The 14,045-nt window shown below is 71.7% G+C and carries 13 protein-coding genes and 2 pseudogenes; 5 read left to right on the top strand and 10 right to left on the bottom strand.

The window, feature by feature from the left end; all coding sequences use genetic code 11:
• The 5 genes and pseudogenes from CM1CMNOD_RS10000 to CM1CMNOD_RS09980 form a co-directional block, all read right to left on the bottom strand.
• Positions 1–232, bottom strand: a pseudogene (locus CM1CMNOD_RS10000) (spore germination protein GerW family protein); the annotation flags it as partial.
• Entirely contained in the window at positions 229–564 is a 336-nt protein-coding gene (locus tag CM1CMNOD_RS09995; protein WP_085948551.1) for a hypothetical protein, read from the bottom strand. The pseudogene CM1CMNOD_RS10000 and the gene CM1CMNOD_RS09995, both read right to left, overlap by 4 nt.
• Positions 565–689: 125 nt before the next feature.
• Positions 690–832: pseudogene (locus CM1CMNOD_RS23965) on the bottom strand (aminotransferase class V-fold PLP-dependent enzyme); the annotation flags it as partial.
• A gap of 103 nt (positions 833–935) precedes the next feature.
• Positions 936–1,391: a VOC family protein gene (locus CM1CMNOD_RS09985; RefSeq protein ID WP_043606047.1), complete on the bottom strand. Its 456-nt coding sequence runs from the start codon at positions 1,389–1,391 to the stop codon at positions 936–938.
• A 345-nt stretch (positions 1,392–1,736) separates the two neighbouring features.
• Positions 1,737–2,162: a hypothetical protein gene (locus tag CM1CMNOD_RS09980; protein WP_131773961.1), complete on the bottom strand. Its 426-nt coding sequence runs from the start codon at positions 2,160–2,162 to the stop codon at positions 1,737–1,739.
• On the opposite strand from CM1CMNOD_RS09980, the gene CM1CMNOD_RS09975 reads away from it, so the two are divergent.
• The 5 genes from CM1CMNOD_RS09975 (at position 2,161) to CM1CMNOD_RS09955 (ending at position 6,331) form a co-directional block, all read left to right on the top strand.
• Positions 2,161–2,739 carry a cysteine dioxygenase gene (locus CM1CMNOD_RS09975; protein ID WP_013873537.1) on the top strand — a complete coding sequence of 193 codons (579 nt, stop codon included), beginning with the start codon at positions 2,161–2,163 and terminating at the stop codon, positions 2,737–2,739. The two genes, CM1CMNOD_RS09980 and CM1CMNOD_RS09975, sit on opposite strands and share 2 nt — an antisense overlap.
• Positions 2,736–3,146 carry a rhodanese-like domain-containing protein gene (locus CM1CMNOD_RS09970; RefSeq protein ID WP_013873536.1) on the top strand — a complete coding sequence of 137 codons (411 nt, stop codon included), beginning with the start codon at positions 2,736–2,738 and terminating at the stop codon, positions 3,144–3,146. Before CM1CMNOD_RS09975 ends, CM1CMNOD_RS09970 begins: the two co-directional genes overlap by 4 nt.
• Positions 3,147–3,311: 165 nt before the next feature.
• Positions 3,312–4,394, top strand: a complete 1,083-nt coding sequence (locus CM1CMNOD_RS09965) for an NlpC/P60 family protein (RefSeq protein WP_013873535.1) — start codon at positions 3,312–3,314, stop codon at positions 4,392–4,394.
• A 644-nt stretch (positions 4,395–5,038) separates the two neighbouring features.
• Positions 5,039–5,407: a WhiB family transcriptional regulator gene (locus CM1CMNOD_RS09960; protein ID WP_013873533.1), complete on the top strand. Its 369-nt coding sequence runs from the start codon at positions 5,039–5,041 to the stop codon at positions 5,405–5,407.
• 396 nt (positions 5,408–5,803) lie between these two features.
• Complete coding sequence (locus tag CM1CMNOD_RS09955) at positions 5,804–6,331, top strand: SixA phosphatase family protein (RefSeq protein WP_013873532.1); 528 nt, start codon at positions 5,804–5,806, stop codon at positions 6,329–6,331.
• A 279-nt stretch (positions 6,332–6,610) separates the two neighbouring features.
• Here CM1CMNOD_RS09955 and CM1CMNOD_RS09950 read toward each other — a convergent pair whose 3' ends face one another.
• The 5 genes from CM1CMNOD_RS09950 to CM1CMNOD_RS09930 all read right to left on the bottom strand — a co-directional run bounded on the left by CM1CMNOD_RS09950 (position 6,611) and on the right by CM1CMNOD_RS09930 (position 13,975).
• On the bottom strand, positions 6,611–6,805 hold the full coding sequence (locus tag CM1CMNOD_RS09950) for a hypothetical protein (protein WP_013873531.1): 195 nt from the start codon (positions 6,803–6,805) through the stop codon (positions 6,611–6,613).
• 174 nt (positions 6,806–6,979) lie between these two features.
• Complete coding sequence (locus CM1CMNOD_RS09945; protein ID WP_013873530.1) at positions 6,980–8,500, bottom strand: alpha,alpha-trehalose-phosphate synthase (UDP-forming); 1,521 nt, start codon at positions 8,498–8,500, stop codon at positions 6,980–6,982.
• 592 nt (positions 8,501–9,092) lie between these two features.
• Positions 9,093–9,356, bottom strand: coding sequence for a hypothetical protein (locus CM1CMNOD_RS09940; protein ID WP_013873529.1), 264 nt, complete (start codon positions 9,354–9,356; stop codon positions 9,093–9,095).
• Between the two features lie 192 nt (positions 9,357–9,548).
• Positions 9,549–10,793, bottom strand: a complete 1,245-nt coding sequence (locus CM1CMNOD_RS09935; protein WP_013873528.1) for a hypothetical protein — start codon at positions 10,791–10,793, stop codon at positions 9,549–9,551.
• A complete protein-coding gene (locus CM1CMNOD_RS09930) occupies positions 10,790–13,975 on the bottom strand; it encodes an FtsK/SpoIIIE domain-containing protein (protein ID WP_013873527.1) in 3,186 nt (1,061 codons plus the stop codon). The genes CM1CMNOD_RS09935 and CM1CMNOD_RS09930 overlap by 4 nt, the downstream gene beginning before the upstream one ends.
• Positions 13,976–14,045: the final 70 nt, after the last annotated feature.

The following is a 14,045-nucleotide window of genomic DNA, read 5'->3' as shown; positions in this document are numbered from 1 at the left end:
GCCCGGCATGACTCGCGTGTAGGCCGCGCCCGGCCCCGCCACCGAAACCGAACGCGATCCGCGCCACCGGAACCACGGTGACCTTCTCGCGCACGACCGGCTCCCCGAACACCGCCGTCACCGACGCGCGCGCACCGATCCGGTCCACCACCCGCTCCAGCAGCGCCGCCGCCGCGTCGGCCGAATCCCGCACGGGGGCCGGCCGTTCGCCTTGTCTGTCGGAGGCGGTCATCGCACTTCCCCGTCTTCCGCGTGCGGGCGCACGGCGGTACCGAGAATGTGAGCGGCCGCAGGTGAGGGGACGCGCGTGGCCGGGAACGCGAAGCGGTCCAGCACGGTGACGTCGAACCCCGCGCCGCGGATCGCGGCCTCAGTGACGCGGCCGGTGTGGCAGCCCCCGCACAGCAGCGGCCACACCGTCGCGTCCACGGCCTTCTGCACCCGGCGCATCCGCGCACTGCCTGCCCGCACATGCTCGAAGAACCGCGACTGCCCGCCCGGGCGCAGTACCCGGTACGCCTCCCCCAGCGCCGCGTCAGGGTCGCGGACCGAGCACAGCGTCATGCAGAACACCACCGCGTCGAACGCCCCGTCCTCGAAGGGGCGGCGCCCGCGCCCGCGGTGCCGTCCACGTGGCCGGCGGCCGCCCCGCGGCCCGGGCTGTCGTCCGGGTGACTGGTGGCCGCCGGACCGGGCAGGCAGCGGGCGAGCAGGTTGAGCGCGTCGGTGGTGTTGCGGGTGAACACCACGACGTCCTCGGGCCGCGCGCCGACTCGTACAGCGCGGTGGTCACCTGGGAGGCATATCCGGCGCCGCGGTGGACGCTGGCGTAGACATGACCTGCGCCGAGCATACCGGGGATGCCGGACACACGCCGCCGACGGCGACAGCCCCGGCGGCCGGGAGCCGCCGGGCGGCCCGTTCGCGGGCACGGGCTACGGGCTGCCGAAGTCCGGGAGGATGAGCGAGCCGTCCTCGGCGAACGAGAAACCGGGATTGTGGGCGATCTCCCACGCGTGGCCGTCGAGGTCGGTGAAAACCCCCGCGTAGCCGCCGTAGAACGTCTCGGTCGCGGGGCGGGTGACCGTGGCACCCGCCCGTTGCGCCGCCGCGATGATGCCGTCGACCTCCGCTCTGGAGCGGACGTTGTGCGCGAGCGCGACACCGCTGAACCCGCCTGCCCGCCCACCGGCACTCCCCTCGGCGTCCTCGGCGATACCGCAGTCACGGGCCAGCTTGTCGCGTCCCCAGAGCACCAGAACGGCGCCGCCAGCCTGGAAGAAGACGGTCTCCTCGAGCTCCTGGCCCTGCCAGCCCAGCCGCTCGTAGAACGCCCGGGCACGCCCCACGTCCCCGACACCCAGTGTGATCAGACTGATCCGCTGCTCCATGAGCGGAAGGTACCCGGCCGTTTTCTCCGGCGAGGGGCGGCCTTCCGGACGGATCGCTGCGGACCCTCCCATCCCGCCCGGCGGCCCGTCCGCGATGACGGTCGCGGGCCCGTGGCCGGCAAGGTGCGGGGCATCGGGAGTTTCGGGTTCTGAGATGTCTCGCGGCTGGTGGGACAGCGTCGGACTGATGATCGAAAGGATGCTGCCGGGAACGGTGCGGGATGGCCCGGGCGGGGCGTCAGAGCGGGTGAACAAGAATAAACGAGGATTGTGGTGGCGGGTCGGTTGTACAGTGCCGAGCATGGCATCCCGCCGCATTCTGCTGCACAGCGATCGCGTGATCGATCACGCGCTTGTGGCCAGCGCGGCGTGTACCAGCGGGTGTGGCCCGCGCGGGATGTGCTGACAACCGCGGACCGGCGCCACGGCACCGGTTCCGGTCGCGTCATCCCAAGCCGTCCGGTCACACCGGTACGTCACCGGCCCGTCTGAATCATCCCGTTCCGACCGCTCGTCCGGATTCTGGCGCGTTCTCCGATTTGCCGTGCGCACCTGGTTGTCAACCAGCCGATTTTTCTCGGGGGCGGCGGTTGCGCCGGGAACGCCGGTCGGCGGTGACGGCAGGAACGCCGAGGTGCGCGTCACGGCCTGCGGGCCAGTCGTCCCGAGGGTCCACCGGCAACGCGAAAAAAATGTAATCACGCTGTTTTTCCACCCGTACCGCTCGCCATCCGTATCGCTTTCCGCCCGTACCGACAGGGAGTCGAGCATGCCACTCATCCACCCACTACTCGCGGGCACCGCCCTGGTGCCCGATTCCCTGCTGCGGGACGAAAACGAAACGGTGGAACCGCATGTGTTGGCCGCGCTGACCCGCTCCCTCGGTGCCGCGACCGGGATATGGACGGCAATCCTGCGCCACGACCCGGTCAACCGCTGGTACACCCGGCTCGTGCTGTCCGGATCGGTCGAGGTGTGGCTGATCAGCTGGTGCCCGGGCCAGTACACCCGCGCGCACGACCATGGCGGCGCGTTCGGTGCGCTGAGCGTCATCCAGGGACCCGTCACGGAGATCGCCTGCGACGCGGACTGGCGGCCCCGTGACTGGCGGCAGCATGAACGGGTGGCGTCACTCACATTCGATCGGAACCACATTCACAAGGTGGGAAATTCGGGGACCATCCCGGCCGCGACCATCCACGCCTACTCTCCCCCGGAACTGCCGATGCGGTACGCACCGGACGCCGCCGAGCAGGCGGTCGAGGGCTTCCTGCTCGAGAACGCGCTCGGTGGCGCCGCCACTGGGGACGCGGCGGGGGCGCTCGCCGTGGGCGGAGGGCGGCCGTGAGCGGCAGCCGGATCGACGCAGTGCTTGCCCGGGCACGCGCCCGCCTGGAGCGTCTCGACCCGCCTACGGCCGCGGCGGCGGTGGCGGACGGGGCACTGCTGGTCGACATCCGGCCCGCGGCCCAGCGCGGCGCCGAGGGCGGCATCCCCGGCGCGCTGATCATCGAACGTAACGTCCTGGAGTGGCGGCTGGACCCCACCAGTGACGCACGTCTCCCGCAGGCCACCGGCGACGACATCAAGGTCATCATCATCTGCTCGGAGGGGTACACCTCCAGCCTCGCGGCGGCGTCCCTGCAGGATCTGGGCCTGCGCCACGCCACCGACGTCGTCGGCGGCTTCCGCGCGTGGGAGCGCAGCGGCCTCCCAACGATCACTCACAGCAGCAAAGATCATCACCTTCAGTAACTAACTTCACTGAAAGGTCTTGGCCGATCTCTTAGCGTAAGGGTGCTCACTATCACGGTGAGTAACGGGGATGACCGCCGGAGCCCGTCCGCATCCCCGTGTCGGCCACACGCGCGGACGGGGCCGGGGCCCATCTGCCCGGAACGGCGGCAGAGGGGTGATGGCATGTCCATCTCGAGCCGTACGGTCTCACCCACGATCACCGCGGTTTCCTGCGCCGTCGCCGTCGCGGTGGCCCTGACGCCTCATCCGGCCGGCGCGGCCATCGCGTCGGCCGGCGACGCGCCCGCCGCGGCCGCCGCGGCCCTGGGCGCCCCGACGACGGGGCAGGGATCCGCAACGACCTGGACGGACGGGCAGGAGTCCGCCAGCGGCAGGCAGAAGCCCAGCAACACCAGGAAGAGGGCCACTGGCGACAGGCAGAGGTCCGCCGGCAACCGGCGGAAGTCATCCGACAGCAGAAAGGAATCCACGGGCGGCAGGCAGGAATCATCAGGTAACGAATGGGAATCATCCGGTAACGGATGGGGATCCTCCGACGGCGAATGGGAATCCTCCGACGGCAGGCAGGAGTTCCCCCGCAGGTCGTTGCGGCTGGGCAGCCAGGGCGACCCGGTGGCGCGGCTGCAGATCCGGCTTGGGATCTTCGCCGACGGGAGGTTCGGCCCGCGGACCGCGCGCGGCGTCCGCACCTTCCAGTCCGGCGCCGGCCTGACCATCGACGCCGTGGTCGGCCCGCGGACCTGGGGTGCGCTCTTCGGCGCGTCAGCCGCGCCGACGGTGTCCGCCCCGGCCTCAGCCCAGCCGGTGCCAGCGCTGCTGACAACTCCGGCAACGGCACAACCGGCGGTGGCGTCAACGGCGGCGCTGACAGTGGCTCCGGTCGGGGCGTCCACCTCGGTCGCGGCGGCGGCGTTCGCGGTCGCCCAACAGCAGATCGGCAAACCGTACCGCTACGGTGCCGCCGGGCCGAACGACTTCGACTGCTCTGGTCTGGTCAAGTACGTGTACGCCCAGGTCGGCGCCTCGGTCCCCCGTACCACCTACGACCAGTTCGCCGCGTTGCAACCGGTCAGCCGCGCCGACGCCCGGCCAGGAGACGTGATCTTCTTTCTCGACGCCGAGGGGGAGGCCTACCACGACGCCATCTACGCCGGAAACGGACAGATGATCGTTTCGCGTCGGCCCGGCACCAACGTCCAGTACCAGGAGATCTGGTCGGGCGACTATCGCATCGGACGGGTCTGAAGACCGGAGGACCTGTGGCTTCCAGTCGGACGGGAAGCATGATCGCATCACCTTGGGCGCTCTGACCGTAGACTCTGCGCCACGCGCTGCCGGCGATCATAGCTGTGATTCTGCTCACCCTTGCGATCGTCAGGAACACCGTCCCCGATTCCCCGGGGGCGGGCGGGGACCCGGGATGCCCGGTTTGGTAGCACCGGGCATCTACTACGAGTGGTAGTACGTACACGCAACGCTGCGATTTGACAACGGAACGCCGATCGGCAGGGCCAGAACCGAGTGTGTTGGGCGTGCTGCGGACGCGAGCGTTCCGGAACCCTTGCTATCCCGTCGAGAGCCGTCTACGTTCCTCGGTTAACGAGACGAGACGGGTTCGTTTCCGACGAAGAGGGTGTCCAGGCGTGCGCAATTCATGCCGGACAACCCTGAGTCCGTCCCTCCCCGAGGTTGTGGTTCCGCGTGAGAAGAGGAGTCGATGTGCCTTCCAACACATCCACTCGCTGCCGCGCATTGTCATGTCCGCCGCAAGCGACGTCCCCAGGAGACATCATGCTGAGTCAGCTGCGGCTGCTGCCCACAGGTAGCACTGCCGCCTACCACCATCGGCTCGGATTGTGCCCCGATAGCGGCAGAATCGGCGGAATCTCATGAGCGCCGGCGTACCGGTCCTGCCCGGACGAGACCTTCCGCCGCAGCCCTACGGTGCTGGCTGGCCCACCTACTGGCGGCAGGAAGCCGCCTGCCGGGACGGGGATCCCGACGCGTTCTTTCCGCCGGACGGACGTAACACCAAGGCCCGGGCCGCGGCGGAAACCCGGGCGCGGAAAGTATGTGCCGGCTGCTCCGTGCGGCGGGCCTGTCTCGCGACCGCCTTATTCCGCCAGGAGGAACACGGCGTGTGGGGTGGGCTTACCTCGGACGAACGCAATTCCGTGGTTCCCCGTGGCCGGCTCAGCGCGGACGAAGCCCTTGCCTTTGCCGACCGTCTGCTGCTTTCCACGTACGCAACCAGCTGATCCTTTCGGTCGGTTTTTAGCTCCACCGTAGGACATCTTTCATCACCTCGGGTGAGGCACCGCCGTCGATGTGAGCTGTCGATGTGAGCGGGTGCCTCGCCCGGCGCCATGGCCGGGGCACCGATGATCGGCAACGGTCGGCACGGCACCGGCAGGCGAGGCTTCCCTCGTCCGGGTGCGTGAGGCTTCCCATGCGGGTGAGATGCCGCCGGATGAGGCGGGCGCCCCGCGGCGGGCGTAGAAAAGAACCATTGACGCCCCGGTCCGAGATGGGCAGGCTGCGTGTCGTCGCCGTCCGAGGAGGAGTTGCGTGTCGCCTCGTCCCGCGCCCGGTCGCGGCGTCCGGGTGTCTGCCAATCTCCCTCCCCCCACAGGTCTCTCCTCACGGGCCGTGCGGTGAGGCCGCTGCGTCGCCTGTTGCTGCTGCGCCACGGCAAGTCCGACTGGGCCGACGGCAGCGTGCCGGACGCCGATCGCCCGCTGTCGCCGCGCGGCCGGGCCGCCTGCCGTCTCATCGCCGAGCATCTGACAGCCGACCAGCTCGCGCCCGACCTGGTGCTGTGCTCCTCGGCCCGCCGGACCCGTGAAACCGTCGAGCAGATCGCCGGAGCGCTGCCGGCGGCCGTCCCGGTACTGACCGAGGATCGGCTCTACCTCGCCGACGTGTCGGACCTGCTCGACCGCCTTCGGGAGCTCGACGACGGCGTCCCCACCGTCCTGCTGGTCGGCCACAACCCGGGTATCCACGCTCTCGCCACCGGTCTGCTCCCGGTCGGCGAGCGCTCGCGCCTGCCCACCTTCCCCACCGCGGCGCTGGCCGTCGAGGACCTGGCGGTGGGCCGCTGGGCGGAGCTGGGGCCGAGTACGACGCGGCTGGTCTCGTTCGTCACCCCACGCTCGCTGGCCGGCTCCAGCAGCCACTGAAGCCCCTGGGCCCCTGACCCGCCGGTGGCTGGCAGCTACCGCGGCCGTCCTGGCCCGGTATGGCCCGGCCCGGCGTGGAACACGGGTATGGCCCGGATGGTAACGGCTGCCGCGGCAACGTACGAGGCCACGGCAACGACGAAGGACGACACCTCGTGCCGCACTGTGCGCCGCGGGCGTCAACCGTCGTGCGTGGCGACGTGCCCTGCCCGGTCGGGCAGGGCGGGGCTGATCATGTTTTTCGGGTGTTTCCCGCGACCGCGGTACGCGGGTGGAGCGTCAGTACGCCTGTTCCATGATCTGGGAGGCGACGGCAGTGATCAGGCCGACGACCAGGGCCACGCCGGTCACGATCCACAGCGGTACCGAGTGCAGGACGAGAGCGAAGACACCGACCGTGAACGCCGCAATGATCAGAAAAACCGCGGTCCACGAACCCACGTTCGCCTTGTGGTGACCGCTGGAACTCGCCACGTCCGCTCCTCAGCCCATCAACGATCAGCCAACCTGGGTGGTGGCTGCTGTCACCGCCCGAGACTACCGGTAAGCCACGGCAGAATCCTGCCGGTTACTCACAGTAAGACAAGGAGGACTCAGACTGTCTTCTGACCAGGGCCCTGGTCAGATTGTCAAAGCTCGGGCAGGTCTTCAAAGGTAGCCGGCGAGCTGGGCGAGGTCGTCGAGCTGGTCGCTCAGCCAGCGTCCCACGTCGTGCGTGCGTACCTGTTCGGCCGCCGCGGCCAGCCGCCGCTGCCGCTCCTCCAGCGGCATGGTCAGAGCCCCGTACAGGGCGTCCGCCATCTGCTGGACGTCGAAGGGGTGCAGGGTGACCGCGTACTCCCCCAGCTCCTCGTGGGCTCCGGCGTTCTCCGACAGGGCCAGCACGCCACCGCGCCGGTTGACCACCGCGACCTCCTTGGTCACGAGGTTCATGCCGTCCGCCAGCGCGTTGACCAGGATCACGTCGCAGATCGAGTAGGCGGCCACCGCGAGCGGGAAGTCCTCCGCCATCCGCAGGTCGATGGGCTGCCGGCCGTCCTTGGTGTGCCGGGCGTTGATCTCCGCCACCACCGCGCCGATCAGCGCGATGTAGTCGGCGTACTCGGGCACGTCGGTGCGGCTGGGCTGAAGCAGGGCGAGGAAGCTGACCTTGCCGACGAGCTCCGGATGCTGGTCGAGCAGTGCGCCGAAGGCCAGGAAGCCCCGCACGACGTTCTTGCTCGGGTCGGTGCGGTCCACCCGCAGAATCAGCTGCCGCTCCCCGTCCAGGAAGGTGTACCGCAGCATGGCGACGTGCCCGGCGACGTCCTCGGTGCTCAGCGTCGCCTCCAGGGCGGCGGTGTCCACCGAGATCGGGTAGTAGCGGGCCCGCACGACCCGGTCGTCGACGAACACCAGCAGATTGTCCAGGTCGACGTCCAGGCCGAGCAGGTCCTGGGCGCACAGGACGAAGTGGCGGGCGTAGCGCCGGGTGTGGAAGCCGACGACGTCGCTGCCGAGCAGGCCGCGCAGCAGCCGTTCCCGGATACCGGCCGGCAGGATCCGCCACTCGTCCGGCCCCGGCCACGGGATGTGGATGAAATGGGTGAGCACGACGTCCGGGCACAGCTCGCGGACCCGCTCGGCCACCAGGTAGAAGTGATAGTCCTGCAACAGGACCAGCGCCTTGCCACCGCGGGCGCGAACCTCGTCGACGACCGCGTCCGCGTACACGCGGTTGACCGCCGCGTAGCCGTTCTCGAACGCGTCGTGCTCGGCCAGGGTGATGACGGGTGACAGCGCCCGGCCGTAGAGCCCGTGCTGGACGAACCACAGGATCGGGTTCGACCAGACGCTGTAGAAGTCCGCGTAGGCGGCCGGGTCGGTGGTGACCAGCCGGACCCGGATCGAGGGGCCGTCGGGTTCGTCCTCGACGACGTGGGGGTATGGAGACGTCTGCACGAGGATCGAGCCGCCCTGCGCTTCGCTGGCGACGACAGCGTCCTCCTCGGTGGACGCCCCGCACACCCAGACGGCGTCGTCAAGATGCTCGGCGAGGCCGGAGAGGGCTGACACCAGCCCGCCCGCCCCACGGTTGACGGTGCGTCCGGACACGTCACGGTCGAAGCTCACCGGGCCGCGGTTGGACAGCAGCACCAGCGGCAGGTTCAGGATGGGGGTAGCCGGCACGGTGGTGGGGCCTCCTTAGTGATCCACGGCGGGGACCTCGGCAGTACGGAAAGATCGTTCCCGCGTCGCCCACGACCCTCTGGTCGCACATGGCAGTGGCACCGGATGGCCGTCAGACCGGTGAACGCCCACGCACTAACGTCCCCGCGGACCTCCGACCGCGCGATGAGAGCATGATCGCTTTACCCTCGGCCTCTCTGGATGATTCGGACTTTAGTGAGGCCCGCTAAAAGACGCATCGGGTTGCAGGGAACATGCGGACTTGTTACCCGGACCCTCACCTACGACACGTTGGCGACCGACAGCGGGCACCCGCTCACGGAGAATATACCCCTTGTCGGCATTCACGCGCAGCCGATCCAGATATGCCCGTTTGATCCCGACCGGGTCGTGACAGCCCGAGCCGGCCCGCGGCGGTCCCGCGGTGAGTACCGGCCGACGCGAACAGCGATCACCGACGGCTGCCCGCGGCACCGGGGCACATGCGGTGCATCTCCGGGGCGGTCGGCCGGCGGCTGCCCCGGACATGGCCGGCCCCTGGAGAACCGTCCGCGGCCCACACGGAAGAAGCCGGTCGGCCCGGACGAGCGATCTACAGGCTGTCGCTGTAGTCGCGGACCTCCTGCACCGCCGACCCGAGCGCCGCCAGCGAGTCCTGGATGCGCTCCCGGGTCTCCACCAGCGCGCTGGTCAACTGCTCCACGGCGCGGTGCGCGCTGCCGTCGGTCGCGGCCAGGACGATCGCCTGCGCTTCTTCGATCATGGTCAGCGCGCCGTCCAACTGACCGGTGACCTCGTCGGTACGCCGGAACGCCTCACCAAGCTGGGACTTGACGTCGGCGATGGTGCTCGTCACGGAGGTCCTGCCCTTCTTCTGTCACGTCCGCTCTTGTATCCCACCTGCGGAGCCATGTCCCTGAAGGCCCCCCACGAGGCCTGCGCCCCCGAAAGCCACTGCCGGGCCGCACCCCTGAAAGCTCCTGCGGGGCTTGTACCTCCGGGGACGTGCATGCCCCAGGGACAGCGCCCCGGAGGGCCGGCGGCCGGGTCACTTCCGCTGCGGATGTCGCGGCGCGCCGACACCGAGCCCGAACCGCAGCGCCAGCACCAGCGCCACCAGCGAGGCGATCACGTCGGTCGGGTCCAGCGACGCCACCCGTATGGTCGCCAGCACCGCGGCACCGGCCGTACCGGCCCCGAGCAGCGCCGCACGGGCAACCTCCACCCGAGCCACGTCGGTCGCCACCGCCACACCGACGGCGGTGAGCACGGCGGCACCGGTGAGGGACGGCAGCGCCGCAACCCCGAACAACACCCGCAACACGGTCACCCCACCAGCCACCAGCAGGCAACCCAGACCGATGACGATCGCGGCCGAGGCCGACGAACCGGACCGTGTGACCGCCCGCAGCTCGGCTGCGTGCCCCATCGCGATCAGGCACAGCTCGTGAGCACGCCCCGGCGCCTCGGACGGCTCGAACGGAACCGCCGCACCGGCGGAGGCCGCCCTGACCACCTGTCTGGTACGTGCCCGCCGCTGCGGCGCGGCGCCGCCGGCCGGGCGCGCCCGGCCCGGCTCACCGCGGCGGTGCTGGGCCCGGGCGATCGGCCGGCCACCGGGCCCGTGCCCACGGCCAGGCCCGGTGACGACGGGTATGTCACGGTCGGACGTGCGGCCGGCCACGTCGTGGCCGGCCACGTCATGGCCAGGTACATCATGGTCGGACAGGTAACGATCAGAAAAATCGTGATCGGCTGCGGCGACGGCGGGCACGTCGTCGGCCCGCTCCACCGGAGGCGGCCGGAGCTGGTCAAGGCTGCTGATCCCGTGGTGCGCGAGCGGTTCGGCCACCGTCCGCCACACCTCGTCGACCTTGGCGCGGATCGCCTCCGCCGACTCCCGGTGCGCCTGCGCGAGCGCGGCACGCCGCTGCCGGCCGGCGGACATCCGGTCCTCCACCTTGTTCCTGGCCTGGTTGAGTTCGGCGAGCAACGCCCGGTAGCGCACGGCCGCGATCAGCGGGTCGTCGAGGTCGGGATCACGCAGGGCGGGCTCCAGGACGGGCTTGTGGTGGAGGTCGACCCGGCGCCGCGGGTCGACCTCCGGTACGGCGAGGAAGCCACCCGGCTGGTCGGGCACGTCAACCATGATCCTCGTTTCGTGGGTTGCGGGCGCGCCGGTCACCGGCCCGGTCGTTGCCCCGGTGGCCGGTGGCCGGCGGCACGGGAGGGCGCCGGCGCCGTTGCCGTCGACTCGTCCAGTGTCGTCGACGCGTCCAGCCGGCCCGGTCACCCCGGTAGCCTCCTCCACGACTCCTGGTCGTGCCGCGGGTCACCCGCCACCGCCGCCGGCGGCTCGGCCTGGGCCGGCAGCGGCGAGAACGGGACAATCGTGCGGGTCTCCGCATACCCGTTCCGGTCGAACAGAACCGCCCGGTTCGGGCCCGTCCCCGCGGTGACCGACCGGTTGCCCGCGAGACTGAACAGGTCGCTCGCAGGCACGCCGACCGCGACCCACGCCCCCACGTCGTCGCGGTGCATGGGGCCGAGATCGTCGAGCAGCCGGCCCGGGCCGCGCCACCAGCCGAGCAGGTGCACCCGCTGGCCAGGGCCCCGACGGGTGACGAAACGCAGGTCGTCCAGGCCCGAACGGCGGGCGGGAGGCTCCTTGGCCTCCAGGACGGCCCGCCCGGCGTCGGCGGCGAACAGGACGAGCAGCCGCACCGGCCGGGCGAACCTCTCGTAGGACCGGTCGCCGGGCCAGGGGCCGCCGGCCGCGCCGGCCAGCGCGGTCTCCTCCCGGTCCCGTACCTCGTCGCTGATCTCCCGCAACACCCGGCGCAGCGCCGCCGGCGGATGGACCCGGGCGGACTGCCCGACGGCACGGACCCGGCCGGCGAGCACCTCCGCCGCCTGCGTGGTCTCGGCGGTGACCGCGACGATGTCGACCCGTACGCCGCCCGGCGCGTCCTGGCCCGCGACGCTCACCACGGCCGCCTGCAGCACCCCGACCGCCTCCCGGCGCAACGGGCCGAGCACCGCGAGGTTGCGTCCCGGCAGCGGGGACAGCCGCACCCCCACGGCAGCCGGATGCAGGTCGAGGGGGACCCCTACCAGGGCCAGCGGCTCGGCCGTCCCGGCGGTGCCCGCGCCGTCCCCGCTGTCGGCACCGCCGATCGCGCCACTGCCGTCGGGGCTGCCCTCGAGGGCTGCGGCGTCGGCGGCGCCGGCACGCTCGGCGCGCTCCACCGGGACGGGCGTACCCGCGAGCGACCGGTAGAGCTGGTTGTCGTCCAGGATCGCCGGTGCGTGGCCGACGAAAACCCGTGGCCCGGGTCGGCCCGGCGCGCCGGGCGCCCCCGCCCCCGCCAGGCTCGCGCGCAGCGACGTGAGCACTGCCGGGGTGGGGTAGGCCACCCGGACGAGTTCGTTGCCGGCCGGGTGGCCGTTACGCCGGTTGACGATGGCCTCCCCCACGCCCGCGAGCGCGCCCGCCGCCTCGTTGGTGGTCGACAGCAGCACCCGGGACTCCGAGATCGAGGTGCGCAGCGCGATCCGCAACGCGAACTGACCGAAGATCGAACCGCGCTTGCCGGCGGTGGCGTCCAGGGCGTCGATGCCCGACAGCGTCTGGCTGGCCAGCAGCAGGTGGATGCCGTAGGCGCGGCCCTGGCGGGCGAGCGCCTCCAGATGCGAGACCGCCTCCCGCGACACCGCGTCGAGCGGGGTGAGCATCACCTGGAACTCGTCGATCACCACCAGGATCCGCGGCCAGCCGGCGCCGCCCTGCGCGGCCCGCAGGCCGCGCAGGTCCCGGGCGCCAACGGCCCGCATGGCCAGGGCCCGGCGCTGCATCTGGGCGCGGACATGGCGCAGCACGGCGACGCCGAACTCCCGGTCGCTGTCCATCCCGATGGTGTCCGCGTGCGGCAGCACGAACGGGTCGTCGGCCCGGGGGGCGAACTGGGCGAACTCCAGGCCCTCCTTGAAGTCGAGCAGGTGGAAGCGCAGCTGCTCGGGGGCGTAGCGGGCGGCCAGCCCGTACACCACGTCGAGCAGCAGCGTCGACTTGCCCGAGCCGGCCTGCCCGCCCACAAGAGCATGGACGGTGTCGTCGTCGAAGCGGAGCGTGACCGGACCGTCCGGTCCGAACGCCACCGGGACGCTCAGACCACCGGCCGCGTCGAAGCTCCACAACGTGTCGGGAAGCAGCGCCCGGGCGTCCGGGTGGCGGGCGGCCTCGACGGCCGTCGAGGCCGCGACGGACTCGGCGACCGCGGCCACCAGCTCGGGCGGCGGCGGGTCGTCCAGCTCGCATTCCAGCGGCCCGGCCAGCGAACAGCTCCAGACCGTCGGGGCGGCCGCGGAAACCCGGTCGCCGTCGGGCACGCCCCCGGCAGCGGTGAACAGACCGTCCACGGCGGGATCCTCGGTGGGCCCGGTCGCGCGCAGGGTCTCGGCGCCCGTCAGCGTCTCGTGCCCCCGGCGGCCGACGACGGCCGCACCGCCGTCCTCCACCAGCGCGATCACGTGCACGCCGCACGCGGGGCCCTGGGCGGCGACCGCCTCCAGCGCCCGCGCGGCGTCGTCGGCCAGCGACGGCCAGGCCAGCAGCACCAGCAGCCGCCACGGCTCGGCCCGGGGCAGGCCCGCGGCCTCCCGTTCCCGCAGGGAGGCGAACCGGCCACCAAGCCGGTCGACGGTGATGCGCCCGACGTCCGCGGACAGCTCCCCCAGCGCGGTCTCCAGCCTGGTCCGGGTGGTCAGGGTGGGGCTGACCACGCCGGCGGCCCGCAGCGGGGCGAAGCCGGCGAGCCCGGCGCCAAGCTCGTAGGGGTCGTAGACGGTGACCCGGACCGATCCCGGTGGTGCCGCCGCGAGCACCCGGGTGAGCAGTGCCCGTACGACGCCGACGCCCTCGGCCCGGCGGTCACGGTCCACCACGATCCGCAGGTTGCCGCCGTCGAGGAGACTGACGGCCAGCGGCACCTCGGCGGTCTGCCCGCCGGGCAGCAGAGGTGGGACGAGTACCCGGCCCACCCGCCACAGCCCCGGCCGGTAGGGACGCCCGGCCGCCGGCCGTGGTCGCGGACGGCCTGGCAGTTCCGGCAGCTCGGGCAGGGCGGTGGCGGCCCCGCTCCCCGGCGCGTGGCCGGCCGGTTCGGGCGACGGCCACAGCGGTGACGACCAGGGCGCGCTGGCGAGGTCCGGCGTCTGTCCACGGGCGATCGCGGCGGCCATCCCGATCGCGGCCGGCAGCTGCTCGTCAGCAACGTCGGGGATGGCGTGCCAGACATCCACGGAAGGCGCCCGCTGGCCGGGCGGGCGGGCCCGGCCGCCGGATGCTGGCCCGTCCGCGCCGGGCCGTTCGACCTGGTCGGCCAGCGCGTCCAGTTGGTCGGCAAGGCTCAGCGCCTCGCCCAGGCATGTCTGAATGCCGGTGACGAGTGTCCGGACCCGCCGAGTGCCCGACACCACGACCTCCCCGCGCTCACACCGATGCCACGACGGAGCACCAACCTAACGGCAAGATCCGGTCAGGGCG

Source organism: Protofrankia symbiont of Coriaria myrtifolia, assembly GCF_900634755.1.
Classification (GTDB): domain Bacteria; phylum Actinomycetota; class Actinomycetes; order Frankiales; family Frankiaceae; genus Protofrankia; species Protofrankia coriariae.
Note: the sequence above shows the minus strand (reverse complement) of the source record. Positions and strands in the feature narration are given on the sequence as shown.